The organism is Ktedonobacter sp. SOSP1-85 (genome assembly GCF_016587415.1).
Lineage (GTDB): Bacteria > Chloroflexota > Ktedonobacteria > Ktedonobacterales > Ktedonobacteraceae > Ktedonobacter.
The window spans coordinates 6264299-6289471 of record NZ_BNJI01000001.1 but is presented as its reverse complement, the minus strand read 5'-3'; the positions used below and the strand labels follow the sequence as shown (position 1 = coordinate 6289471).

Annotated in this window: 26 protein-coding genes and 4 pseudogenes; 18 read left to right on the top strand and 12 right to left on the bottom strand. The window is 53.0% G+C overall.

The annotated features are described in order from the left end of the window. Positions 1-346 precede the first annotated feature (346 nt). The 5 genes from KTE_RS26330 (at position 347) to KTE_RS26310 (ending at position 3946) form a co-directional block, all read left to right on the top strand. Positions 347-682: a PadR family transcriptional regulator gene (locus KTE_RS26330; protein ID WP_201386254.1), complete on the top strand. Its 336-nt coding sequence runs from the start codon at positions 347-349 to the stop codon at positions 680-682. A gap of 96 nt (positions 683-778) precedes the next feature. Continuing rightward, entirely contained in the window at positions 779-1057 is a 279-nt protein-coding gene (locus tag KTE_RS26325; RefSeq protein WP_201386253.1) for a hypothetical protein, read from the top strand. Between the two features lie 159 nt (positions 1058-1216). Continuing rightward, positions 1217-1927, top strand: coding sequence for a chromate transporter (locus KTE_RS26320; RefSeq protein ID WP_201386252.1), 711 nt, complete (start codon positions 1217-1219; stop codon positions 1925-1927). A gap of 59 nt (positions 1928-1986) precedes the next feature. After that, positions 1987-2448, top strand: coding sequence for a chromate transporter (locus tag KTE_RS26315; RefSeq protein ID WP_236600577.1), 462 nt, complete (start codon positions 1987-1989; stop codon positions 2446-2448). Positions 2449-2953: 505 nt separating this feature from the next. Next, positions 2954-3946 carry a methyltransferase gene (locus tag KTE_RS26310; protein WP_201386244.1) on the top strand — a complete coding sequence of 331 codons (993 nt, stop codon included), beginning with the start codon at positions 2954-2956 and terminating at the stop codon, positions 3944-3946. A 385-nt stretch (positions 3947-4331) separates the two neighbouring features. Here the strand turns inward: KTE_RS26310 and KTE_RS26305 are convergent, their stop codons facing one another. The 3 genes from KTE_RS26305 to KTE_RS26295 all read right to left on the bottom strand — a co-directional run bounded on the left by KTE_RS26305 (position 4332) and on the right by KTE_RS26295 (position 6320). Beyond that, positions 4332-5051 carry an MIP family channel protein gene (locus tag KTE_RS26305; protein WP_236600576.1) on the bottom strand — a complete coding sequence of 240 codons (720 nt, stop codon included), beginning with the start codon at positions 5049-5051 and terminating at the stop codon, positions 4332-4334. Between the two features lie 64 nt (positions 5052-5115). Next, entirely contained in the window at positions 5116-5541 is a 426-nt protein-coding gene (locus KTE_RS26300; RefSeq protein ID WP_201386240.1) for an arsenate reductase ArsC, read from the bottom strand. Then, positions 5538-6320: an ArsR family transcriptional regulator gene (locus KTE_RS26295; RefSeq protein WP_201386239.1), complete on the bottom strand. Its 783-nt coding sequence runs from the start codon at positions 6318-6320 to the stop codon at positions 5538-5540. Before KTE_RS26295 ends, KTE_RS26300 begins: the two co-directional genes overlap by 4 nt. 249 nt (positions 6321-6569) lie before the next feature. Between KTE_RS26295 and KTE_RS26290 the strand changes: the two are divergent. Continuing rightward, positions 6570-6839: pseudogene (locus tag KTE_RS26290) on the top strand (zinc ribbon domain-containing protein); the annotation flags it as partial. Between the two features lie 263 nt (positions 6840-7102). After that, on the top strand, positions 7103-8140 hold the full coding sequence (locus KTE_RS26285) for a universal stress protein (RefSeq protein WP_201386237.1): 1038 nt from the start codon (positions 7103-7105) through the stop codon (positions 8138-8140). A 402-nt stretch (positions 8141-8542) separates the two neighbouring features. On the opposite strand, the gene KTE_RS26280 is transcribed toward KTE_RS26285, so the two are convergent. After that, positions 8543-8794 (bottom strand): hypothetical protein, encoded by a 252-nt coding sequence (locus KTE_RS26280; RefSeq protein ID WP_201386234.1) that lies wholly within the window; start codon positions 8792-8794, stop codon positions 8543-8545. 198 nt (positions 8795-8992) lie between these two features. Here KTE_RS26280 and KTE_RS26275 point away from each other — a divergent pair, with 198 nt between their 5' ends. The 4 genes from KTE_RS26275 to KTE_RS26260 all read left to right on the top strand — a co-directional run bounded on the left by KTE_RS26275 (position 8993) and on the right by KTE_RS26260 (position 12245). Beyond that, positions 8993-9766, top strand: coding sequence for a universal stress protein (locus tag KTE_RS26275; protein WP_201386232.1), 774 nt, complete (start codon positions 8993-8995; stop codon positions 9764-9766). A 211-nt stretch (positions 9767-9977) separates the two neighbouring features. Further along, positions 9978-10469, top strand: a complete 492-nt coding sequence (locus tag KTE_RS26270) for a cyclic nucleotide-binding domain-containing protein (protein ID WP_201386231.1) — start codon at positions 9978-9980, stop codon at positions 10467-10469. 36 nt (positions 10470-10505) lie between these two features. Further along, complete coding sequence (locus tag KTE_RS26265; RefSeq protein WP_201386230.1) at positions 10506-11525, top strand: hypothetical protein; 1020 nt, start codon at positions 10506-10508, stop codon at positions 11523-11525. 264 nt (positions 11526-11789) lie between these two features. After that, entirely contained in the window at positions 11790-12245 is a 456-nt protein-coding gene (locus KTE_RS26260) for an HIT family protein (RefSeq protein WP_201386229.1), read from the top strand. 301 nt (positions 12246-12546) lie between these two features. Here the strand turns inward: KTE_RS26260 and KTE_RS26255 are convergent, their stop codons facing one another. Further along, on the bottom strand, positions 12547-14082 hold the full coding sequence (locus KTE_RS26255; RefSeq protein ID WP_201386228.1) for a zinc ribbon domain-containing protein: 1536 nt from the start codon (positions 14080-14082) through the stop codon (positions 12547-12549). Here KTE_RS26255 and KTE_RS49735 point away from each other — a divergent pair. Continuing rightward, entirely contained in the window at positions 14008-14496 is a 489-nt protein-coding gene (locus KTE_RS49735) for a cation:proton antiporter (protein ID WP_374226788.1), read from the top strand. The two genes, KTE_RS26255 and KTE_RS49735, sit on opposite strands and share 75 nt — an antisense overlap. A 100-nt stretch (positions 14497-14596) precedes the next feature. Here KTE_RS49735 and KTE_RS26245 read toward each other — a convergent pair. Further along, positions 14597-15147: pseudogene (locus tag KTE_RS26245) on the bottom strand (transposase). Positions 15148-15711: 564 nt separating this feature from the next. On the opposite strand from KTE_RS26245, the gene KTE_RS26240 reads away from it, so the two are divergent. Then, complete coding sequence (locus KTE_RS26240; protein WP_201386224.1) at positions 15712-16437, top strand: response regulator transcription factor; 726 nt, start codon at positions 15712-15714, stop codon at positions 16435-16437. Positions 16438-16610: 173 nt separating this feature from the next. Here the strand turns inward: KTE_RS26240 and KTE_RS26235 are convergent, their stop codons facing one another. Further along, entirely contained in the window at positions 16611-16808 is a 198-nt protein-coding gene (locus KTE_RS26235) for a hypothetical protein (protein ID WP_201386222.1), read from the bottom strand. A gap of 16 nt (positions 16809-16824) precedes the next feature. Between KTE_RS26235 and KTE_RS26230 the strand changes: the two are divergent. Then, positions 16825-17007, top strand: a pseudogene (locus tag KTE_RS26230) (AAA family ATPase); the annotation flags it as partial. A gap of 318 nt (positions 17008-17325) precedes the next feature. Here KTE_RS26230 and KTE_RS26225 read toward each other — a convergent pair. From KTE_RS26225 to KTE_RS49730, 4 genes and pseudogenes are all read right to left on the bottom strand, one after another. Next, entirely contained in the window at positions 17326-17949 is a 624-nt protein-coding gene (locus KTE_RS26225; protein ID WP_201386220.1) for a cation transporter, read from the bottom strand. Positions 17950-18008: 59 nt separating this feature from the next. After that, positions 18009-18389, bottom strand: coding sequence for a CrcB family protein (locus tag KTE_RS26220; protein ID WP_201387246.1), 381 nt, complete (start codon positions 18387-18389; stop codon positions 18009-18011). 92 nt (positions 18390-18481) lie between these two features. Further along, a complete protein-coding gene (locus tag KTE_RS26215; RefSeq protein WP_201386212.1) occupies positions 18482-18847 on the bottom strand; it encodes a hypothetical protein in 366 nt (121 codons plus the stop codon). A gap of 199 nt (positions 18848-19046) precedes the next feature. Beyond that, positions 19047-19605, bottom strand: a pseudogene (locus tag KTE_RS49730) (hypothetical protein); the annotation flags it as partial. Positions 19606-19762: 157 nt separating this feature from the next. Between KTE_RS49730 and KTE_RS26200 the strand changes: the two are divergent. After that, the gene (locus tag KTE_RS26200) at positions 19763-19927 is read left to right on the top strand and encodes a hypothetical protein (RefSeq protein ID WP_201386199.1); all 165 of its coding nucleotides are present in this window, start codon (positions 19763-19765) and stop codon (positions 19925-19927) included. Positions 19928-20525: 598 nt separating this feature from the next. Here the strand turns inward: KTE_RS26200 and KTE_RS26195 are convergent. After that, entirely contained in the window at positions 20526-21272 is a 747-nt protein-coding gene (locus KTE_RS26195) for a pyridoxal-phosphate dependent enzyme (protein ID WP_236600692.1), read from the bottom strand. Between the two features lie 174 nt (positions 21273-21446). Here KTE_RS26195 and KTE_RS26190 point away from each other — a divergent pair, with 174 nt between their 5' ends. Genes KTE_RS26190 through KTE_RS26180 form a run of 3 tightly spaced genes read left to right on the top strand, consistent with a single transcriptional unit; the run spans position 21447 to position 25128 of the window. Continuing rightward, positions 21447-22220, top strand: coding sequence for an ABC transporter ATP-binding protein (locus KTE_RS26190; protein ID WP_201386196.1), 774 nt, complete (start codon positions 21447-21449; stop codon positions 22218-22220). A gap of 29 nt (positions 22221-22249) precedes the next feature. Next, complete coding sequence (locus tag KTE_RS26185; protein ID WP_201386193.1) at positions 22250-24631, top strand: ABC transporter permease; 2382 nt, start codon at positions 22250-22252, stop codon at positions 24629-24631. 41 nt (positions 24632-24672) lie between these two features. After that, positions 24673-25128, top strand: coding sequence for a hypothetical protein (locus KTE_RS26180; protein WP_201386191.1), 456 nt, complete (start codon positions 24673-24675; stop codon positions 25126-25128). Positions 25129-25173: the final 45 nt, after the last annotated feature.

Below are 25173 nucleotides of genomic sequence, written 5' to 3'. Positions count from 1 at the left end.
ATGCTCCTGGGCGTGCGAGCACCTTCCAAGGGGGTTCCTCCCTTGTCATCATCGTTCCAGCGATGCTATGATCATGTCACGAAACGATATCGGCAAACGTTTCTTGGCTGCAGGCGGAGCGATTGCAGGGAGCCTCCGACGTTGGTGTGTTCTTGCAACCAACTTGCAAGATAGAAGAGAAGAAACAAAGAAAAGCATACTAATGCTGATTGGTGATAACCGTTTGCATAGGAGCTTTGTTTCCCTTCACAAACATGCTCATGGACTGAGCACTATGCTAGAAAGCATATTGAAGAAAAGTGCGTCTCTCTGGTAATATCAAAGTGCGATATCGAGGAATGATACGATGTTGCGAGACTTTTTTTTAGGCTTTATCAAAATTCATGTGTTACATCACGCAGCCCAGGAACCCATCTATGGGGTTGCCATGATCGCGGAACTGGCCCGTCACGGCTACGATCTCTCACCTGGGACCCTCTATCCGCTGCTGCATAGCCTGACAGAGCAGGGCTATCTGACGCGGACGGAAAGGATTGTCGATGGTCGTATACGCAAGTATTACGTCATCACGGACGAGGGGCGTGTTGCCCTGCACGAAGCGAAGCACAAAATTGCGGAGTTGGTTCAGGAAGTGTTAGAAGACGAGGATGAGCGGGGACCTTCTCCCACGCAGCCTGGGTAAGCTAGAGGAAGGCCATTGGCAAGCGAAGGGAACAGCGCTGATGCACCACCGTGAAGCCAGTGCAGACAGAAGTGTTTTGCTGATGGAGACGCTCGCGTGTGTTTCTCGTTTGTCCATCTGGTGTCAGTGGCCCCGGTTGCTTCTTCCTATCCCATCGCAGGATATTCCTGGATCGCGCTCTACCGGAACCAAAGCGATGCCGAGAAAGGGAAAGCGCTGGCCCACTTGCTCTGGTGGATGGTGCATCAAGGGCAGGGATATGCGAAGCCGCTTTCGTATGCGCCGCTCCCAGCCGTGATGGTCAACCACGACGAAAGACAAATTCGCGAACTGACTTGTGGAAGCACCCATCAGTCCTGTTATCAGGGAACGTGAACCACCAATGACTGCACGCGCTGCGCTTCCTATCTTTCCTGAAAAGAGGAGGGGGGAAGCACGGCGCATGGGCTCCCCAGCCAATGTCAGTATGCGTCACCTCCCACGAATAAGACCTCTCTTGAGAGGAAAAATCTAGAGAAAATGGGAAAAACGTTTATGGAAGTACCAACAACAAACCCAGCCGTCCCTCCCCAGCCGCCCCCTTCCCATCACGCACTCAGGGAAGTCCTCTGGCTCTTTTTGCGCCTGGGCTTTACCGCCTTTGGAGGACCTGCTGCTCATATCGCCATGATGCGTGAGGAGGTTGTCCGGCGGCGCCACTGGATCAGTGATGAACGATTCGTCGATCTAATCGGTGTGACGAACCTTATTCCCGGCCCCTCGTCCACGGAACTGGCGATCTACCTGGGCTACCTACGAGCGGGATGGCCCGGCTTGCTGGTAGCCGGAGTCTGCTTTATCGGTCCAGCTATGCTGATTGTGCTCGCTTTGGCCTGGGCCTATGTTACTTATGGAGCCTTGCCTCAGATCGGCTGGCTCTTTTATGGCATTCAGCCGGTCGTTGTGGCTATTGTCGCACAAGCTATCTGGAATCTGGGACGAACAATTTTCAAAGGGCCACTTGCGGTGGGCCTCGCGCTTGTGGTGCTAGTCTGTTATTTCCTGGGCGTCAATGTACTGATCTTGTTGTTCGGAGGGGCCGCGCTCTATGGTGTGCTTCGTTTGCTCATCTCGCGCAAGCGCACAAAAACGCCTGTTGTGAGTGTAGCAGTCCCATTGCTGGCTACAAACCTGCGAGCTGATCTGCAGCCGCTCATTGCTCGGCTTGGTGCCGGAGCCGTTGCCGCAGCCCCCCCGTCAGTTTAGGTCTGGTCTTTCTGACCTTTCTCAAACTTGGATCAGTGGTGTATGGAAGTGGCTATACCTTGCTGGCGTTCCTGCGTACTGATCTGGTGCAAAACCTCCATTGGTTGACGGACAAGCAGTTGCTCGATGCGATTTCCATCGGGCAGTTTACACCAGGCCCGGTTTTCACAACGGCAACCTTTATTGGGTATGTCATCGGTGGGTGGCCCGCAGCCCTGCTGGCAACGCTGGCGATGTTTCTGCCTTCGTTTGTCTTGATTGCCCTCATTCATCCCGTGGCTTCGCGTTTACGCCAGGCAACCTGGACCGCCACACTGCTTGATGGGGTCAATGCTGCCGCGCTGGCGTTAATGACTGGTGTGCTTGTTCAACTGGGACAACATGCACTCACCGATATCTTGACGGTAGCGATCGCCATCCTCGCCTTTGTGATTCTGCTGCGTTTCAAGCTCAATTCCGTGTGGCTGATTCTGGCAGGAGCCGTCATCGGTCTGCTCCGGTTCTGGATTGTAGGGATGTGAAGAGAAGGGAGCCAGGGCTGAAGAAAAGGTGGGAAACCAACCTCTCTGGGTTGCTTCCCACCTTTTCTTCGGTCAGCACTGCAATGACCCTGGCCTGCTTCGAGCCTTGCATCAAAAAAGGATGCCAATGTACGAGGGAGGGGTGGAAGAAACAAGATCGGAATCGATTGCTCAGGCACGGTACTCGCCAGATCTCCATTTTAGGGCATCGCCTCCGTCCCTTTCATCACAAAAACGAACAGGTATGGGTTCTCCAACAAGTTGGGTGGAAAGCGTTGAGAGCAGCCAGATTGGCCCAGTGGCCTCCTTCTTAGTGCTGAGCCAGAAAATACTGTAACGGTTCCCGATATCGTCTCGTGTTCCTTACGAAGAGACAATGTATGGACAAAACATGAAAAGATGGTTCAGTCTTATGATCCTATCATGTTGTCTCTCACTGCTCATCGTATAGAGCGGGACAACAATCATACCAGCAACTTACACGTTGTGACGAGAGAATCAGACCATGACAATGCATAACCCTGTCACACCTGATGCCATTTTCCAGATTGCGAGTGGTTTTATGGCGTCGAAACATCTGTTTGCCGCCAGCGAACTCGGATTTTTTGAGCACCTGGCCGAGGGCCCCATGACATTAGAGCTTCTGGCGCAAAGGATAGGGCTTGCCTGCCGAAGACTACGTATCATTGCTGATGCAATGGTGGCTCTGGGTTTGGTCGAATGCCACAATCAGTGGTATCAGAATAGTCCAGTGGCTACTGCCTTTCTCAGTGGAGATTCCTCTCCTGATCTCCGCCCATTCCTGCGCTTCTGGAACCAGATCAGTTATCCGGCATGGCAGCAGTTTGAAGCACGTCTTCGTACCGGTCAGGCCACATTTGAACCTGCAGACGAAGAGGGGATCAGGATTTTCTCGGAAGGGGTGGAGGCCATCACCAGTGGGGCGGGCCAGGCACTCGCCTGCACCTATAACTTTGGTCGCCATCGCCAGGTGCTCGATCTTGGCGGAGGAACCGGATCGTTTCTGCTGGCGCTCTTAGGCCAGTACCCTGCCCTCAAGACCACCCTCTTTGAGCTTCCACGTGTGGCAAGACTGGCACGCAAGCGCCTGGAGACGGCCCCTGTAGTTGAGCAGATTACCATAGTTGAGGGAGATTTCTTTCAAGATCCCCTTCCACCTGATCATGATTGTGTTCTTCTTGCCCACGCTGTGCATATGTTCTCACCAGAACGGAACCTGACCTTGCTCCAGCGCATCCATGCCGCTGTTTCTTCTGGTACGCGCCTGTTGCTGGTCGATTTCTGGACCGATACCACCCATACCCATCCCCTGTTTGCCACGCTCATCGCTGGCGAGTTTCTGGTTGCCACTGGCGAAGGCGATGTGTATAGCGAGGAAGAGGTACGTACATGGCTGCGGCAAAGCGGCTGGTGCTACCTGACGCATCTGCCTCTCTCAGGAGCCTCCAGCCTCATCGTTGCCGAAGCACAACAATGAGTGGACCTGAGAAGAGCAACAGGTAAGCAGGACCTTGGGATACAACGCTCTCCTACACATCTAGGATGGGACTGCTTGATTCCTCCGAGCAGAAGCCGGTCTCTTTGTCTTTTTCCCTCTCGAAGCTCTCGAAAAGAGGCCTCTTTAAGAGAGAAGAATATCGAGAAACGAACAAAACTCCCCTATCTCGCCGTGATTATCGGAGCTGACCCGGTGGGCTGGGCCGCAGCGGCGCACCTGATGCGCAAAGGAGAAACACCGCTGCCATAGCCATGGTCCACGTCTCATCAGAAGGACATCGCTCAGTGCGTATCACTCTCTACGATGTGCCTCCTTCCCAGAGAGGAGATTTCCTCCTCGCCACAATGCTCCGCGTTTCCAGCTCTTATTCTTCTATGCGAAGCGCCTCTGGTTCTGGTTGAGGGACAGATGGCGCCAGGGAGGTCGTCATCGGCAGACGCAACCACTGGTAGAGGATAGCCCCTAGACAGGTACCAAGGAGAGGACCAAGCCAATACACCCAGTGTCCGTTCCAGGCACCGGAGAGGAGCGCGGGACCAAAGGAACGGGCAGGGTTCATTGACGCTCCGCTGATAGGACCTCCCCACATGGCATCGAGGGCAACGGTGGCGCCAATGGCGAGCGCGGCTAATTGACCCACGGCTCGGGTATCGGTCGCAACGGAAATAATGACCACCATCAGCACGGCAGACAGCAAGATCTCCAGACCAAAGGACTGCCACACGCTCCCATGGGGAAGCGTGGCACCAAGATCGGCCACCGGACCAAAGAGCAGACGGAGGGTTCCAGCTCCCAGGATCGCCCCCAGGAGTTGCCCACCAATATAAACGGGAACCTCTTTCCAGGCGAAGTGACGGGTCAGGGCAAAGGCAACAGTCACAGCAGGATTGAAGTGTGCGCCGGAAAGATGGCCCATCGCAGCAATCATCACGGTGATAATGAGTCCAAAGGTGAGCGCTACCCCAACATGGGTCAACGCGCCTGTGAGGCGATCCACCATGATCGCACCACAGCCAGCGGTCACCAGGGCATAGGCGCCAAGCAATTCTGCGCTGGCGCGACGTAGTAGCGATGTTGTCTTCATACACATACATCCTTTTGCAAAATAATAAGAGGAGAACCTCTCATGCCATCTCCAGTTTCGCCTGTTACGAAGCGGAACGGGCTGCAAGCAATTCTTCTTCGATGTGCTTTCGGAGAGCATCACGTACCTGACGATAGACGGCAAGTTGCTCCTCGTGGCTGCCAGTAGCTTGCGACGGGTCTGGCAAGGACCAGTGGCGTCGGTGCCTGGCATAGGGAAAGAACGGGCAGGTTTCAGCGGCGGCATCACAGACCGTAATCACCTCGTCAAATGACTCCTGCACATAGCGATCGAGCCTTTTGGAAGACTGGCCTGAAATATCGATGCCCAGTTCAGCCATGGCTTCTATCGCGAGCGGGCGCACAGCCGTTGCCTCTGTTCCCGCGCTATAGGCCTCGAACTGCCCCTGCCCCAATGCCCTGAGCAGTCCTTCGGCCATCTGAGAACGGGCCGAGTTATGGGTACACAGAAATAAGACACGTTGTGTCATGGGAGTACCAGTCCTTTCTCTCGTTCAAGAAGGGGAAGAAGGAAACGGAGACGGGTTGTCAGTTGCAGCGCGGTCTGCTCGAAGGCGGCGCGCACCTGTTCTTCGGTCCCTTGCGTCCTGGCAGGATCAGGAACGCTCCAATGAATACGCTCTGGATCTCCTGGAAACGTCGGGCACACTTCATGGAGAGAGTCGCAAACGGTAATGATGGCATCAAAGCGCTCACTCTGAAAGAGGTCAAGGTGCTTTGGAACTGCCAGGCTCATATCAATGCCCATCCTCTCCATACACTGCCGAGCCTGGGGGTGAATTTGCTCAGCAGGGGTGCTCCCAACGCTGAATGCTTCCACCATTCCGTGACTCAAGTGACGCAGGAGGGCCTCGGCCATCTGGGAGCGAGCGCTGTTTTCCGTACAGAGAAACAGGATACGCAATGGCTGGTGTGGTCTCTGCTTCTCGTTTGTGAGTGCTTGCTCTGGCGAAAGGGTGATCGCTGGATGCAGCATATCTCCAGCTTGCCAATACAGCTGCTGAAGTCGCTCAACCTCTAAGCGATAAAAGACTTCACGTTCGTCAGCACTACTATGGCGTTCACGCACCAGTTGTCCCTGGCGAAGCAGCTTTAGATGATACGAGATCAGATTTTGTGGTAGCTGTAATCTGTCCACAAGATCTTGCACACGGTAGTCGCTGCGAGCAAGGCAGCGAAGGAGATTCCAACGAACTTCATGAGCTACCAGTTTGAGCAGAGAAGGAGGTGGGGCCAAAGCATTTTCCATGCATTCTTCCTTTTATTGCATCAATATTATTTAAATCAAAATAGATTGATGCAATCATAACAAAGAAAAGGAGGAAATTACAAGCGATTTGACACTCCCCCGGATAAATCCAGGGGGATTCTTCTTTCATCCAGGCGACTTACTGACTCCCATTACTGAGAGTCAGTAGCGGTCTTCCTGTCCAGAAGCGTTTCATGCACTCACTGGTGCATCAGTTCCCATATGCCCTATAGTCGGGAGGGGATTTTTCAGAGCCTCATCGGGCTGGAAGACTTGACCCACATTCGCGAACGAACCAGGCGCAAGCGAGGAAAGAAGGCCAGCAAGAAGCAGCGGCGAGCCAACCGGCATGCCTCCTCGTGGGCATTCGCCGAGTTGCATGGGTATATCGCCTACAAGGCGCTGCTTTCGGGGAGCATGGCCATCAAGGTGGATGCCTACCACACCGGTCAGGCGTGTCCCAGATGTGGCCATACCTCTGAGGACAACCGCCCCAACAAGAGGTTGCTCTTTGTGTGCCATCTGGTGTCCTGCGTCATGTAGCGAGCCTGTTTAGGAATATTCCTTGTGATGGTTTTGTGTGGAGGAAGAGATGTCCTGTGACAAGGTGGTGAATATGCCAGTCTATGCTTGTTAAAGACGGCGGAGAAACATACTCCTCGGTAGGATAGCTACTTTATGCTGATGGTCATCGTGGTCCTGGCCGAAAGTAAAGGGAGTGAGCCGTACTGCGCCATAGCGTAGGCAGGCGCATTCCTCGATAATGAAGAAGGAGTTGTCTTATGATGAGACGCATTATTGTTCCACTAGATGGTTCAACGCGAGCGGAAGGGGCTTTGCTACCTGCGGCACACCTGGCGAGGTCGACAGGAGGATCGCTCTTCCTGGTACGTGCAACCATGCTGCCTATGGAGTATGCCTGGATCTCAGCTGATACAACGATGATTCTGGCTGATGCCATAGAAGCCGAACAGAAAGAGGCACAAGATTACCTCAATCATGTTTTAACCTTTCCCTGTTTAGAAGGTCTTGGAGTGAGCACCAGTGTTGTCCAGGGCGATCCCGCGACTGTGATTTTGGAGTATGCCCAACAAGAGGAGGGGGACCTGATTGTTATGTGCCGTCATGGCAAAGGAGAGGCAAAACGCTGGCTGCTGGGAAGCGTTGCTCAGAAGATTGCGCGCCATAGCCTGGTCCCTGTCCTGATTTTCCGTGAAGAGGATGCCCTTGATCTGTTCTCGACAAGCCGGGGGATGTCAGTCCTCGTCCCTCTGGATGGATCAGAGTTGGCCGAAGAGGCATTGCAACCAGCAATTGAATTGAGTCATGCCTTCTCGCCCTCCGACACTGCGGCACTTCATCTCTTGTGCGTTCTTCCTCTCTTTGTGCAGTATGACATAACGGATAAAGAGGAGTCTCCTCTGATGCACGAGGCCCAGCGTTACCTGAAAGAGCTTGAAGAAAGGCTGCTACGTGAGTGTCCGCCAACGCTGCATCTGCACCTCACCTCATCACTGCATTGTGATATCGAGGTTGCTCAGGCCATCCTCGACGCCAGTGCAAAGGGGCATCTGGCAGACCAGAACATCCCTGGCTGTGAATGTATTGCAATGGCAACTCATGGGCGTAAAGGCCTGGCTCGCTGGGCGATGGGGAGCATTACAGAGCGTGTGCTCTCAGAAGCCAAACGACCACTGTTCATCGTACGGCCAACAAGCATACGCAAGATGCATTCAGGTTTCCACGGATTTCACGAAGTAGACGCGAAAAACGGGAAAATGCAAGAGGAATGGCAACAACCATTTGTGGGATTGTTCTAGTGCTAGTAAAAGGCGGTAGAGCCTGAAATCAGGCTCTACCGCCTTTCTTCCTTTAAGCCCACAAAAGATGTTGAGTGGTTCATAGAGTGTCATTGCAATCCCCCTTTTCTCAGCTCATAGATGCTGCTAGATGGTTGGTATTGGTGCTGCTCTTTCACACATCGCGGACGGGAGATATGTGCATGCGATCCACTCAAACTGCAAGTCGTGCTTACACCAACATCAATACTTTCTTCCTAATACCAGCATAGGATCCTATGCTCACGATGGGATCACAAGCAGAGAAAAGACTTTGCTCAAAGCGATCACCATTCCAACCAACTTGTGGAAGGAAGTCGTGATACTAGAAGCTCTACTTTGATACATTTGTGATTGCAGATACCCATGCTCTACGTCAGGAATTTATCCATTTAACGCGTAGGACACAAATGTTGGATAGACAAAGCGCTGAATGGGCAGAAAAGGTTGCAGGGTAGCGCAGATCAGTAGCGCAAATTCCTGACCACAGCTAGCGCAGAAAAAGCCACCCTGATTATGACGTTGCCCTCCCATAGCCGTCAGATGGTGTTCTGCTGGTTTGCCGCACCATTCACAACAACGTCCTGGTGGCACCAGGTCAGTAGCGATAGCGCAAGAGAAATCTGTGCTCTTCATGACAAACACCTTCTCTCCTTCTCATAGCTACAATAACTTCACTGGATTTCTATTACTTTCATACTGCATGAAGCTCACGAACGGGTCTCGCATCCGCCTCTCTCTCTCTCAAGCACATAACAATAAGGAAGCTGAGCTTCTGGTTACGATTTGAGAAAGGTTTGTGAACTGAGGGGCAAGGGCCGTTATAGATACGTAATGTACACCACTGAACTGGCGGGCATTCCGCTTGAAACAGATATCGAGCTGGGTGCTACAACTCCAGCCATCGAATCTGCTGCACGCCTGGAGCAGGCCGATATGATTGTGCTATGCAGCCGAGGGAAAACATGTCTGGCAAGCTGGGTGTTAGGCAGTGTCGCACGCCGACTCACACGCCGCAGTCTCATCCCTATCCTGATTCTTAATGCGCATGGACGTCCATCCGTATTCCCCACAACCCCATCCTGGCGCATCACCATTCCCCTGGACGGCTCGAAACTAGCCGAGAGTGCTCTAGAGCCAGCACTCCAGTTTGCCGCTCTACTTTGTTCCACGACACCATGGGAACTCCATCTCGTCCAGGCTGTCGCTCTTCCACGCGTGACCAACAGCAAATGGAGACACCAACAGGTGGAAAAGGCGATGCTAGCAGCTGAAGACTATCTGCAAACGGTCATCGCGCGCCTCAAACAGAGTCTTCTCGCCTCTCAGCATGTACTGTTTACCACCTCTGTTCTAGGCGCTACCGACATTGGCTCAGCCATTGTTCAGCACGTGGAGCACACTCAAAGTCTCATTGAGGGTGAGTACGCCAACTTGATTGCCATGACAACACATGGCCGAAGCGGAGTCCAGCACGTCCTGCTAGGAAGCATCGCTGAAAAGGTTCTCAGTACCACAAAGTGTCCGGTACTCATTACCAGACCCATTACGCAAAACGGGAAGGATACATCTAAGCACAAAGAGCGCTCGATGCCCCGTCTATTCTAAGTCTTAGCCAGGTCTTAGAACCGCTTACTCGACGAATGCCAGGGAAGATGCACTAATGTGAGAAGGTCGTGTCAGCCAGGCCACCTTTGAGAGGTCTATGAGAGCCGTTCCTGCTACGCTTTACAGTAGGACTGTCAGGGATGATGACAACGTCTAGAAGTAATTGTTTTGAGACAACCCTTCTTGTAACTGGATGTCAGGAGGAATAGGTATGAGCGTACATACTTCTATACTGGCTAAACAGCCGTTTCTCGAACATATGGAGCAACGATATGTACGAATGATGAGCGATTGCGGGGTAATGCAAACATATGATGCCGGCACGCACATCTTTCAGAGCGGCGATCCTGCTACCCATCTTTATCTCATCACTCAGGGAAAAGTCATACTGGAGCTAGATGTGCCGCCACACAGTTCAGCACCTTTCGAGACACTTGGCCCTGGTGACATTCTTGGCTGGGGCTGGCTTATACCCCCTTATCGCTGGTCTTTTCACGCGTATGCACTTACATCTGCTGAAATCATTGCACTCGATGGAGAGTGCTTGCGGCACGAGGCTCAGGACGATCTGCATTTTGGCTTTGCCTTATTGGATCGCTTCACACGCATCTTGCTCAACAGGTTGGAGGCACGCAGCGAACGCCGCAAGCCGGGAGGGTGTAATATGTTGTGTTTTCAAGAGAAAGAACTCGTTATGCGGTAATGGCATTGTGCTATCACCGCCAGAGAGGAACAACTTATGGACACGTCTGATACATCTGCTGCTCCCACAATGCAAGAAGGAGCTTTTCCTCGTGAGGGGTCAATCGCGGAAAAACTCCAGTTCATCCTACACTATGCAGCCCTGGCTCCCTCCGAATATAACATTCAGCCCTGGCTCTTCCAGGTGCATAATAAAACGCTTGAGGTCTATGCCGACCTCAAGCGTCGCCTGCCAATTGCTGATCCCCAGGGACGCGAGGTCCTGATCAGTTGTGGGGCCGCCTGTATGAACATACGCGTGGCGTTACGCTACTTTGGCTTACAGGAGACGCTCACGTTTCTCCCCGACCCACAATGCGCCAATCTGGTTGCCAGAATGACGGTCATCTCTTCTTACGAGCCAAACGAAGAGGATCGGCGCCTCTTTCATGCGCTGCCATGGCGCCACACGTATCGCGGGGAGGTCTCCCCTAAGCCCATACCACGCTCATCCCTTGACAATTTTATCAAGCAAGCAGGTCAGGAAGGAACCTGGATACGATTTGTGGAGGGAGGGTTGCGCCAGCGCCTCATGGAGTTTATCCTGGAAGGAGATCGCCAACAATGGGCCCATAAGGACTTTCGCGCTGAGCTGGCGCAGTGGTTACGACCAGCCTCTGCCCCCGATGGTATGCCTATCTCGGCTCACCCACGCGGAGAAGGTCATCCCTTCTGGGTGCGAACACTGAATCTCAGCCACAGTGAGGAGAACAAAATACAGCATGCCTTGCAGCAAGCCCCTGCATTAGCGATCCTGGGAACCTTTGGCGACTCGTCGCTGGACTGGTTGCTGGCAGGCGAGGCCCTGGAGCGAGTCTTGCTGACAGCATGTGCAGAGGGGATCCAGGCCTCGTTTTTCAACCAGCCCCTGGAGATACCAGAGCTACGCACACGGCTACAAACGCTTTTAGGGCCATCCGACTATCCACAAATGATTATGCGCATGGGGTATACATTCTCCGCTACTCCCACGCCGCGCCGCGCCATGACGGATATGGTGCTCACGCAGGAGCCATGAGTAGCTCAGGTTCTCGCGTTTAATATATGAGGAGGGACCTGTTTGCCTTAGTGACAAACAGGTCCCTCCTCATAGCATAGCACCTTTTAGGGATGGATAGTTTCTTGGCATGGCGAACTCCATTGCCAGCATGTTGTCTATATACTTCGAGTATACTCCATAGCATGGCTCTTTCTTTAGTGCTTGGACAGGAACAGTTGAACAGACCTTATGGCGATGTCAAAGAACTGCCTGAGTCTGCTTGTGATGAAAGGAACTGGTGCGATGGAAGCATGCGTGTTTTGCCAGATTGTCCGTGGTGAAGCGCCCTGTCACCTGATATGGGAAGATGATGAACATCTGGCCTTCCTCTCTATCTTCCCCAATACAAAGGGCTTTTCAGTCGTTATTCCCAAGGTACACATTTCTAGCTATGCCTTCCAGGCGGAGGATGGAGTGCTACAGAAATTCATCCTGGCTGCGAAACAGGTTGCTTTGCTCCTGGATGGCAAGTTTGTTGATGTTGGGCGAACTGGACTGATCCTGGAAGGCTTTGGAGTAGATCACCTGCATGCCAAGCTCGTTCCAATGCATGGAACAGGGCATCTGACATCCTGGCAGCGACTAAGCGTTCCCCAGGACAAGTATTTTACGGTGTACGAGGGGTATATTGCATCTCATGATTACAAGCGCGCCGATGATCAAGACCTGGCAGATCTGGCTCAATATCTGCGCTCATAGCATCACTTTGGTACGCACAGTCATTCCCGTATAGCAATGTTTTGCAAGGGGGCAGGCCTCCATAGCACAATCACTGTTGGGCCTTGACCCACCATGCGGTATTCAATCGACCCCTTCTCTGTCTGAGCAAGCGTTTTCATCGGTTTTTCTCTTTCCAATGGCAAAGATGTGCTTGAACAAATAGCTCTTCAAATCGTCAACATTACGAGAAAAAACGTTGTGTGACACTCCGCATGGGCTCAAGCCCAGCAGCTTCTGACACAGCACCGTACGCGCCTGCGTGAGACCTGTCCCGTAGGGACTACTCAAAATGGAGGCGTAATGTGGTCGCTATATCGGAGAGGCGCGCACCCATCCGGCGCAATCCCCTCTGGGTGGTGCCAGACCCGTTGGCGTGATCTCCTTGCCTGGCTTGAGCAATAGATGGTTGCCCTTCGCGTTCGGCATCCTGGGAGATCCCAACACCTGGGTCTTTCGACCCCCTCGTCGCACGTCGCGAACGAGCATGTGGCTTTTCCTTCAAGGGTTCTTGCGTGCGCTCAAGCAAGCGCTGCCCGATTCTCAGACTGGCATTGCGGTCAGCATGGGTGTGCATCTGGCATCGTGGGCACAGACACAGTGGCGCTCCGGGCGTGTATCCCTCAACCGGCTCGCTCTCATTATAGCGAATGACGGGCGCCTGACAGCGATGGCATTCCCGGCTCGTATGGCGCGGATTGACACGGCACGTGATGATACCATCTGCATTCCACGCCTTGTACTTCGAGTACTTGAAGATGCGCCCTTTCATCCAGTAGGCGCGTTTGAGGTTGCTGCGGCGCGAATACCTCCCTTTTTCCGGGCGCAGGTTGCCCAGATGCTCGAAGACCAGGATGCTGGCTTGCTGCTCGATGGCGAACTGGACAATGCGGGCGCTCACCTGGTGCGCGATGTGCTCATCGACATGCCTGATCTTGCGCCAGAGAGCCACATTGTCCTGTTCCCCTTGGGCAATGATGCCTGTCTGAGATCGGTTGCGTGCAATTCGTCCGAGCAATCGCTTCCTAAAGCCCGCTATCGCTGTGCCATTTCCAATGAAAGAAGTGGCCAGGATGGTGCCTTCGACGGTCTGAACGGTGCACACGGCGAGATGCTGGTCGAGGTTGACATCGACCGCGCAGAGACGGGTTTGCGTGGAGGCGATCTGTTCAACCACTTTGGCGGGGGCCTCCAACGCTTTCTCGATGGGAGTATGCAACCACCAGCGGTTGCCCTTGCAAACCAGGGACGGGCTTGCAAGGGCATACCCCTCGGGAAGATCGCGAGGAAGCGTCCCTATTTTGAGCCAGGACCAGCACGAGCCAGTCCACACTTTGAGCATGATGGAGTGGCCCGTGCGTTCTTTCCACAAGCCCGCGTAGAAGGGCGCGGATCGGTTCCAGGTGCGCGGCGGGACCGGTGGGCGCTCTCTGAACGGCAGCTTCTTCTTGCCCTTTTTGCATGGTTTGGCCTCGTGCCTTTCTTTGCGAACGCGCCATGTGTTGAGCGAGGAGAAAAAGGCGCGAGCGGAGCCAAGGGCTGCATTGATGGCGGCGCGTCGGAACATCGCGGGGAGATCTGGAGCGAGATCGGAGAGGGGCACAAGGGGATGAGGGTTCTTCTCCGTCGCATGGGTGAGGTGCTCCAGGGCGGTGAGGGCCTGCTTGTTCTTGAGAGAGAGGAGGCCCTCATGGGCCTGGATGACCTCAAAGTAGAAGGTCACGACACGGTTGTAGAGCGCCTGATGCTCTGTAAAAGCGTGGGCGAACTGGGGTGGATACTGCAACGCTTGCCTGATGGTTTTCGTGGCTTTTGCCATGTTTCGTCTGTTTCTCTCAAAAAATATATTGTGTCTCTTGTAGAGTATACTCCAATGCGTTGGAGGTGTCAAACATACGTTCTACGTTGTGCTATGCAAGGGCTAAAGCCGGGACACGCCTCACTGCCGCCGTTGAAACGGCACAGCTTGCGGCGGGCTAAAGCCCGTTTCGTCATTTTCTGGAGTGGGTTACGTGGGGCACTTTCTCTGGCATTGGTGTTGGCGTTGCCAATGGAGATTCCCAATCGTTCAGTTTTACTGATCTCGACCTATGCCGTGGTCTTCTTTACACTCCTCATACAAGGAATTACGCTTCGCTGGTTGCTGAAACACCTGCCTTCTTTGCAACAATCTTCATCAACTGATGAGGACTCTCTCTCATCAAGCGAGTCTCTGTCAGAGACACCAGTGTAAAATAAGAAACACTTATGAGCTTCCCTCAGTTTGGGAGAGCTAGAGAAGATGAAATAGACTATCACTAGAGGCTGTTATGAAGAGAAAGAGCAGTGACTCATCAAGAGAGCAAAGCGATGATCGCAAAAGCCAGCAGGTGAAGACCAGCCAACGTCTCCGGCAAACGTTCATAATCGCGAGCCAGGCGACGAAAACGGGTCATCCAGGCAAAGCTGCGCTCTACCACCCATCGGCATGGCAAGAGCACGAAGCCATGCTTGGTTTCTGGCAATTTGACGACCTCCAGGCGCATCCCTTATTCCTGAGCCTCCTGAGCGGTATTCTCGCCCGTGTATCCTTGATCGACAAAGGCCACCTCCACATGCTGGCCTGTCACGTCTTGAACACCGGCGGTCAGTTTGCCAACCTGAGCCCGATTCTGCTCGTCGGCGGGCGTCACATGCAGTATCAGAAGCTGACCCAGGGCGGCAAGTCGTGAGGCATCATGCGCCATTGAACTCCCGTGCGCACGCGTCCCTCGCAAGCCGTTGAACACCTCACGCAGGTCGCGCTCTCGTTGGGACGCCTCTTCGTTCATCAAGGTCAGGTAGGGAGCCGACATCCGCCCCATTCTTCATCGCTTACATCACTGGGGTATGCTTTTCTTTCCATACTCCTCGTCTAACTATTGTTCATAACAGCCTCTAGGGAATGGATCCTGGTTATCAAGATCTAAAGACTTCTGCGTGTTATATTTTACCTTTGTTTATCTTATAATTGCACCAAACCTTTCTTTAGCAGTATGGGAACACAAGTTTTGCACTATTATTGTGCAGTGTTGTTTAGCAGAATACAATACTAAACTGAACACTCCAGGAAATTGATTGAATTTATGTATAGAAGATGAAAAACATTTATTTATTGCTACTTGTTCGTCTGATGGCGCCTTGGAGTTCCCCACGGCGTTCCTATTATTGTAGAGGTGGCATGTATCAAGGAGTCATTTTCATCCAGGCCTGATCAAGCTGTGATCTGTGAGGAAGACAAAGATCAAATTGCCCTCTGAGAGCCATTTGTGAGATGGTAGCCAACGCTGTGAGATGCCCGTGATCTTAAATAAGATATACTAAGAGCACACGTTAGGTGCCAGAGATTTGAGTTGTGCTCTCTCAAAGAGAATGATCACGAGGTTGATCATTTCTCTTTGAGAGAGCAGCCCCGAGAGGATAGACAGGTATGGCTGCAAAGAAGACGACCATTGTGACTGCTGACGATGATCCGCGTTTGTTGCGACTAGTTTCACGCAATCTAGAGCTAGAGGGCTATGAGGTAATCGCCACACAAGATGGCGAGCAAGCGCTCCAGGCAGTCGAAACCAGAATGCCTGATCTCGTGCTCTTAGATGTGATGATGCCGAAGATGGATGGCTTTACAGTCTGCACACATATTCGTGAGTTCTCTACTGTCCCTGTCATCGTTATGACTGCCAGGGGGCAGGACAAGGACAAGGTTCTAGGCCTGGATTTAGGAGCTGATGACTACCTGACGAAACCCTTTAGCGTTGATGAACTCCTGGCCCGTATTCGCGCTGTCCTCAGGCGTACCTCCTTTGCTGTGACCGAGAGTAAAGGAATGCAGCCCCCCCTGAGGATCGGGGAGCTAACCATTGATTACACACAGCACCAGGTCAAGCGTGGGGCAGAGGAAATTCTACTTACGCCAGTTGAGTATCGTCTATTCGTCTATATGGCGCGTAACGTCGGGCGGGTTCTGACACATGATCAGTTATTGGAACATGTTTGGGGCTCGGAATATCTCGGAGAGAGTCATATGCTCCAGGTCAACATGAATCGCTTGCGTCATAAGATCGAGCCGAATCCGGCTCAACCACGCTACCTCCTGACCAGGATTGGAGTGGGCTATACCTTCGTTGACCCACAGCCAACTCAGTCGGCTTCTTGATTCTGCATTTTACCAACGTCAGCATCCCCCCTTGCGCCACGCCACTTTATACTGCAAGCTGGCGAGCCAGGAACGAGAAGATTGGGTGGTTGGCAGAGAGAAACGTCCCTGGCAGAACATTGCTGCCAGGGACGTTTCTCTCTGCCAACCGAGGCTGTGTATGATGCCATTGTTTAGCTTGTAGCGACTTTGGGAAGATGGGCTTGATTTTTTCTGAGCGAGCCTGTCCAGGGTGTTCCCAGTAATGGAAGCAGGTAACGGTCTACGCCATAGTAGCCCGCGATACGCCAGGCCAGGACCAGGAAGAGGGCCAGGGTTCCAATGACGGGGTTGATACTCACCGCGCCCACCAGCAGGAAGTTCAGGTTCATGAAGAGTCCGAAGAAGGCGGCGACCCTGGCTACTCGCGCCTATCGTGCACTCAATCGCGTCTGCCTGGGCAAAGCCACACGCGTGCGCTTTAAGAGCCGAGGACGCGGCTTCTCCAGTCTCGAGAACAAGCGCAACGATACCAGCCTGCGCTTTGTCCTTCAACCACCCGAAGCCGGAAACGCGGGCTTTCTCCTCTGGAGATGAGCTGAATGCTTTGCTCTCATCAGAACCGGTTCCCTCAACGAGGGTAGTGGAAGGAAAACGTCAGGCTCTCGTCGCGGAACGAACGTTGCAAGAGGCATTCTACGCATGCCCTCCCTCTGCACCGGGCACCTGTTTTGATACAGACGGTCTCCCCCGCCTTCCACGCGAACGAGTGCTTTACATCTATCTTCCACGAATGCAACAGGCCCATCTGGTCTCTCTTCTCCTGGCACACCACGTGCTCATTCTGACGCTGCCAGAAACGCAGCCACGGGTGTTCAACGGTTGGACACCCGTGGCTGCGTTTCTCAATTACTCCATAAATTCAGCCGTCCGAATGTTCTGCTCCTTGCCCTCAGTACTCTCATGGAGCGCGTGCAGTGCTTCCCTGATGCCATAGTAGACGATGACCAAGGACGCGAGTGGATCAGCCCACCACCAGCCAAAAAGCGCATTGAGGACCAGGCCCAGCAGCACTGCTCCCGCCAGATAGGCATCCACCAGCGTCACACGCCCTTCCGTGAGTAACACCTCATTCTTCAATTGCCGTCCCGTGACCCGTTTTCCAAAGGAAAGCCCCAGCATGACGATGAAGGTCGCAGCGATCCAGACAATACCTCCGACCGAAGTCGCTGCACGCGTGCCAGTCAGAAGCGTGAAGAGCAGTTGGGCCACAATGTAGATCACCAGCGCAATGAAAGCGATCCCGATGAGACGAAGTGCCATCCGCTCACGCTGCTGGTTGACGCCCCGCAGTTGCCAGATAACCACCACGGAGGCAAAGATTTCAATGAGCGAGTCGAGGCCAAAACCAGCCAGAGCCACGGACCGTGCGGCATAGGCTGCTATAATAACGATAATCACTCCAACCACATTCCATCCCAACGTGATATATTCGAGCCATAATCCTCGTTTGAGAAGCGTCGTTTGTTGCAAAAAGACCTCCATATATTTTCTTAGAAAAACTTTTTGTGTACATTTCACCTGTCGAGATGTCACTGCCGTGATCGTGATGCCTCTTGCTCGGGTAGGAGCAGATCATCATCATCGATATCAACCGATCCACTCCGATCCTTGAGCGGCTGCGTCAGTGTCCGTGACGTTCTCCTTCCCGGTTGACGTTGCACCCAGTGGAGACACCATTGCCCAAGCCAGTCGCCAAACAGAATAACGGCACTTCCTCCTGCCATACTCACGATAAGATAGAGGAGCGCTGGTAGCCATGCATCATGGGTCAGGAGTAAGACATCGCCCATGGCCAGGCTGCTAAAGGTCGTATAGGCACCCAGGAAGCCAACGTTGACAAAAAGGCGCCTGGTGGGGCCAAGTAAGAACGTCGCATCTGCAGGGTCTCCTGGAGAAGCGCGCTCTGGTATGTCGTTCGCTGTTCACTCGACGTTCTCCCTTCTCTCCTATGAATACACCCCTCGATTGCCTGCACAGATCTGGGCCGCGCGTCGCCAGGCCGTCATCTCCTCCCCGCGCGGCTCCTCCAGGAAACGATAATCATGTTTCCGAATCTGCTCCTCGACCTCCTCTTGCAACCGACGCAAGCACCCTTGCTGGCATAAATCTCATGATAGATGAGGGCCAGTTGAAATGCATTGTTCTTCTCGGCCAATTGCCAGGTATGAAGAGGGCAAAAACCCTGGTCACGCCGCCATTGCCGGCGTAATTGCCCATCGCTAAATCCTTCATAGTTCCAGCCACCCATGACACGAGCCATCCCTTCTCCAATGGCCGCACAGACAGGGCAACCTTCGTGACAAGAGGCCTGCACCAGCGCATGCTCACTCGCTGAGTGTGCTCGCAGGTGCGTATGCGGTTGCATCATTGATCCCTCCGTGACGTGCAGACAAACAAAAAGCTTCTACCATGTCTCACACATCGTCATCTGCTCTTAGCGCGTGTGGAAACCAGGTAGAAGCTATTAGCCAATATCGGCGTTACGCGAGCCTCATCGCGAGAATACATGCTTGTTTTCTTGCTCGTAGTATACCCAGGAACAGAAAGGGACGTCAAGCACAGGTGGTTCACACGTGAGGCGATGATGGTGGCTCAAGTACGTCATCCTCCTCAACGCGAGCACCGACTACCATCTGTTCCTCTCTGGTCGTCTGAGCAACAGAGCGAGGGAGAAACCAGGCTTGCGCGATCATCGTTGGGATTAAGGCCGAGCCAATGACCACGGTGACAAGGATCGTGTATTGCGTCTGGGTGATGATCCCATGCGTGAGTCCATACAACGCGGAGATGCTGCCAAAGGTAAGTCCCGTGGACATAAGCAGTGTTGTGTAGTTACCCTCACGCACGCTCATACGGAACAACCGCGTCAGCGGCCAGACGCCCACAAACTTGGTCGCAATTTTGAGCGCGAGGAGCATCACAATAAGCAGCACGCTCGCCAGGAGTGGTGGCAAAGAGCACGCCCAGTGCCAAGACGGTGCAAAAGTCCGTGACGAAACAGGCCGCGAGAATGAGTTTCCCTAGCTCGGTACCATTAAGACCTGTTTCAATCATGACCGCATACACGACCGCAACAGAGGTCGTTGAGAGGGCAATACCCGCTATCTCCGCCGCGTGCAGCGGCCAGTGCAAAGCCCAGATTGACTTTCTTCTCTTCTTATGTTACCTTTTTCCTTAGGCGATGTGTCAGAACTCCATCAATGCTTTTTGTACATCGTTTTCCATGTACCTTCACACGCGGCTCCTCTTCTAATGTTATGTTGTATTTTCAGGAGGACTTTGCATGGATGCGTTTCGTCGTGGGCGTGGACGCTCACTCGTTCCCTTCTCGCTTCTACTTGTCTGTTTGCTCGCGCTCGCCTTTCCACAGCATGCCAGCGCAGCCACCACCCTCGTTCAACTCAGTTCCGATCCAAAGCACAAGAGCTTTCTGGCTCGTTTACGGTAAAGAGACTTCCTTCCCACTTCGTCAGGTTTTTTGTCTTTTCTCACCTTTCGCGCACCCTCTCCTCCGTTCACCCGTGCAGCAAAAACAGCACAAATACATATATATTTTATAAGAGAATTTTTGTCTGTAGGGACCTCGCCAGCGAATAGGTAACGCCATTAGTCAGTGAGAATGGCAGATACCATTTGAGCGTCAAAAATCTTTATCTTCTCATATCGGCTATCCACATGGCGCTAGCCCCCCCGCTGCCTTTCCGCATAACTCGACCCCCAGGTCGCCTACCCGCATAGCGCTAGCCTCCTCGATATCGCCTATCCTGGGTGGACTCGCTCCCATCATCGTCTATTTTGGCTACAGCCCATCTATCGTCTATCCTGGCTACAGTTCATCCATCGTCTATCCTGGCCACAGCCCTTCCATCGTCTATCTATAGAGCGGTCCTTCCGCAGACATCGCCTATCCTGGCTAGAACCTATCCATCATGTATCCAAACGGCTAAAGACTCCTCCCTTTGCCTAGTCTTACACGAGGTTGCATATCCTGCTCTTGCTGAGCACCACTTCTGCGGGAGAGCCGTATATCAGGTACCACAGACATCTCAAAAGAGGTTCATTATCCTGTCCATGACGTCGCCGGAGGCCAGTTCGCTATCACAGATTCTCAGGGCAGGCGACGCGGAAATGAGCCGGCAATGAGCGCGTTTGTGTTCCCACCCGCCACCTGTAACGTTTAAAAGGACAACGGCATCCCGATCTATATGACCGGCCCGTAGCTCACTCAAAAGCGTGGCAAACGCGACTCCAGCGGCGGGATCGATATCAATTCCTTCAGCCGTATAAAAAGTGTTCATGGCCTGCTGTATTTCTTGATTATTGGCCACCAGCATATCGCCCTGGCTTTCTACCAGTACATCAAACACTCCACCACGTACCGCGTATGGTGGCTTCTGATTCGAAAGTACTTTCGAAACAATGCTTTGAATCTGGCGTTTGCCTTCATCACTACTAAACTCTATTAAACTGCTTCGCTTCGCCTTCCAGGAATGATAGATAGGCGCGAAGGGCTTGTTTTGACCCAACATTAAGCGAGGATACCGATTGCCAAAGCACAATACGTTAATGAGGTATTTCCTCTTCCTCCCTTGAAGTAAATCTGAGATGAGGGAATAATCCCCAGAAGGTGGCTTGGCGTACCCTGTTCTGCATTGGACGGCTTCGACACGATTACCTAGCCTCTCATCAGGGCGCGCCAGCCAACTCGTACGATCATCCCTGTTGCCAGTAGCTATTGTCGCTACCGGCAACAGGGCGCGCCACGCGCAACCACCGGTCATCCTCGACGCCATCACGAAATAATCTAACCTGAGATAGAGGCATAATCCAACCTGAGATAGGCCCGTTTGATCACGCCCTCGGTTATACTCTCCGAAGACAACACAAAAACAATAAATCAGGCAAAACACACGATAGCGAAACGCATCCTTTACACGGCTTTATTATCCTTAGAAAGGATCAAGCTCATGTCCATTGTCGATAATGGCCCTACCAATTATCAGCTACCTGGTTCACCGTTAATACAGGTTGAACACCTTACGCGCATCATCACCAATCGCACACAAAAGACGACCCTTCTTCATGATGTTACGTTCGCAGTGCCAGCCCAAAAACTCTTAACCATTAATGGCCCATCGGGAAGCGGCAAGTCTACCCTGCTGAATATGCTCACCGGTATTGATAAACCAACCGAAGGGCGCGTGGTCTTTGCCGGACAGGAATTAAAAGCCCAGGGTGAAAATGCCCTGGCCCGCTGGCGTGGCCGCAACGTGGGTATCATCTTCCAATTCTTCCAACTCATCTCAACACTTACTGCCTTTGAGAATGTCCTACTCGCTCTGGAATTGGGTGGAGGTGGCGGGCTACCTCGTAATGCCTGGCGTAAGCGCGCACAGGACTGCCTGGAGATCGTGGATCTCGGCTCATTTGCCCATCGCTTACCCAGTGAACTCTCTGGCGGCCAGCAGCAACGCGTGGCCATCGCCCGCGCGTTAGCCAACAATCCGCCCGTGCTCATTGCTGATGAGCCAACCGGTAATCTGGACTCTAAAACGGCATACTCCGTCTTCAATATCCTGGCCGGACTCACCGAGCAGGGAAAGACCGTGATCTATGTCACCCACGATTCCCAACTCGCTTCATACGCCGATGCTCGCATTAATCTGCTCGATGGTCGTATTGTCAGCGCGCACGGAACCCAGGCCATCGTTACGGCCAAACAGGAAGAGGTGCATTCATGAGCGCAGGCATGAAGAAGATCATAGCTGACATGAAAATGAGGAAAGGCCGCACGCTGCTCGTTATCATCGGCATTCTCATTGGCGTCTTCGGCCTGACGGGCATCAATTTCACGCAGGATACGCTCTTCTCGGCCTTTTCCTACACCATCGAAAGCCATGATACACAGCCCGATATCACGATGATTGTGGACAAATTAGACCCCACACTCGTGCCCGCCTTGAAGGATGTGCCGAATATAAAAGCGGTACAAACTGAGACACGCGTTTCTGCCCTATGGCGCATTAATAAGGCACCAGGATACACGACAATTAAAATCGTTAGCTATCCAAATTTACAGACTCCCTCGCTCGCTCCATTCGAAATTGTCAGCGGTCGCTATCCTCAAGCGGGCGAAATCGTAATGGAATACGGCGATATTGCCCTGGCGGATGTCAAAATTGGCGATACGGTCAAGCTTGACACAACACATGGGCAGGTACCACTACGCGTCGTGGGTATGGCTCGGACCGCTGGTGTCGATCCCGCGACCTCAGGCAAAGCGCAGGCCTATATGAGTGACGAGGGCGTCCGTCAATTGGATGTGCTTACCAACACCAACGAACCGAATCATCCAGCGCGCCAATTCATGATCCACTATAAAGTGAATCGCATCGGCCAGGTTGACGCAACCGCCAAAGCGCTACAGAAAGTGCTAAAAGACAAACACATACAGATCTTCGCGACAGCCTTTCCTGGTCCAGGCATCGTCCCCCTGCAACAAATCAGTGGTATCTTTGCGCTACTCATAGTGCTGGTCTTTATGGCGGTACTCATGAGCGCCATCCTCATTTTCAATACGGTCACGACCCTGATTACAGAGCAAACGGCTGTCATTGGCACCATGAAAACGCTAGGAGGCACGCAGTGGCAGATCATGCGCAGTTACCTGATCTTTGTGCTCATTTGTAGCTCGCTTGCGACTATCCCTGGCCTGATACTGGGCATTGCGGGCGGATATATAGTGGCCTCGACGCTGGCTCCAACCATTCCGCTGGCCTTGGGACCATTCACCCTGCCACTAAATCTGATTCTTCTCGGCTTGCTCGTTGGCTTTGGTGTACCCCTACTCGCGGCTCTCCTCCCATTGTGGAATGGCACGCGCATCACCATTCGCGAAGCCCTTTCCGCCTATGGCATCAGTACGGGAAGAAGAAATACGGCGCTCACTCGCTTCGCCCAGCGGATCACCTGGGTTTCGCAGACCGTATGGCTGGGACTGCGCAGTTTCTTCCGCAAGAAATGGCGAGCCACCTTAACCATTTTCATGCTTAGCATTGCAGGCACAAGCTTCTTAATCGTACAAACCCTCACCACCTCGGTGAATTCTACAGTAAGCTCGGTCTTTACAAACTTTGGGGCCGATGTAGAGGTTGACCTCGGCCCACAAATGAAGTTGAGTCAAATTAAGATGGATCTGAGTACCATCAAGGACATTAACGTCCTTGAGCGGTATGGACAGGGTGGGGCAAATACGCAGTGGGGACGCCTGGCTCTCTGGGGTATCGAGCCTCAAACCAAAATCTACCACCACCACATGGTCAGTGGGTACTGGTTCCAACCAGGTGACACCAATGTCGTGCTCATTAGTAGCCATTTCGCGGAGAAGACAGGGCTGCAAATAGGCAATAACCTCGAAGTCAACAATACCAACAACCAGCCCACAACCTGGCGCATCATCGGCATTATTGATGAGAATGTCAATGGCCTGGGTCAAATGGGAGCCGCCGTCGTCCCCGTGAATACCCTCTATCAGTTTCAGGGCATACCTGAGAATGCCGTACAAGATGCCGCGACACGTGTCCTACTGCAAGCAAAGGACCACTCGGCGGCGACCACGCAAACAATCGTACAGCAAATAGGCAAAATCGCCCTCGACGCAACCACGAGTGGTTCAGTGGAGCGTGGTGGAGGCATTGTTAATACCTATATGGTACAGGACGAGGTGCTTCGTCACCAGCGTAGCTGGTTTGTCTCCTACATATTACTCTATAGCGTCGCGATCATTATCGGTATCGCCGCTATTATCGGGCTGGCTAATGAACTAACGTCCTCAGTCCTCGAACGTCGCCGTGAAATTGGCATGTTACGAGCAATGGGAGCGAGCTCCTGGCGTGTGGCGCAGGTCTTCTGGGTCCAGGGGCAATCGCTAGGTCTTATCGCCTGGCTGCTTGGTGCCATTCTGGGACTCCCCCTGGCGTATGCCTTCCTACGCCTCTTCAGCCAGTTTGTGATGCCAGTTGATTTCGTCATAGACCCTCTCGCCTTCGTAGTGATGCTCCTGGCGCTGCTGGGAATCGCGACACTCGCCAGTATTACACCGGCGCAAAACGCGGCCCGCTTACGCATTGCTGACTTGATGCGCTACGAATAACCATATACCCATCCCTCTAGAAGAAGAAAGGATTTAATATCATGAAAACGTCTGCACGACAGTCAAAGGGCTTCTGGTCGCTTCTTGGCCTCGTAATGGTTCTCACCAGCATAGCCTTTACTGCCTGTTCATTCGATAACTCATCCAGGCCATCGGCCCAATATACCACACCCAATCCTCCAACCGCGCTTCCGGCTGAGTACTACAAAACGGTCAAAGAGCAGGTCGCGAAAGCCCTGCGGCTCAGCGTATCTCAGACGGCGGACAAGATTAAAACAGATCCTGATGGCCTGTTTGGAGTCGCAAACCACCAGGGGATATCACAGGAACAATTCACCAAAATCCAGCTTGACGCCATGCAAACAGCGGGCAAGCAAATGGTAACCATAGCGAAATGGACACAACAACAGGCGGATAATGACTTTAAATACTGGCAGGCGCGAAGCGAGAAAGCCTTAAATGGCGACATTAGCACCTGGTTCGTCGATAACAAATAGCGCCAGTTCTCACTGGCAACATACGCGTAACAAACATATAATGGA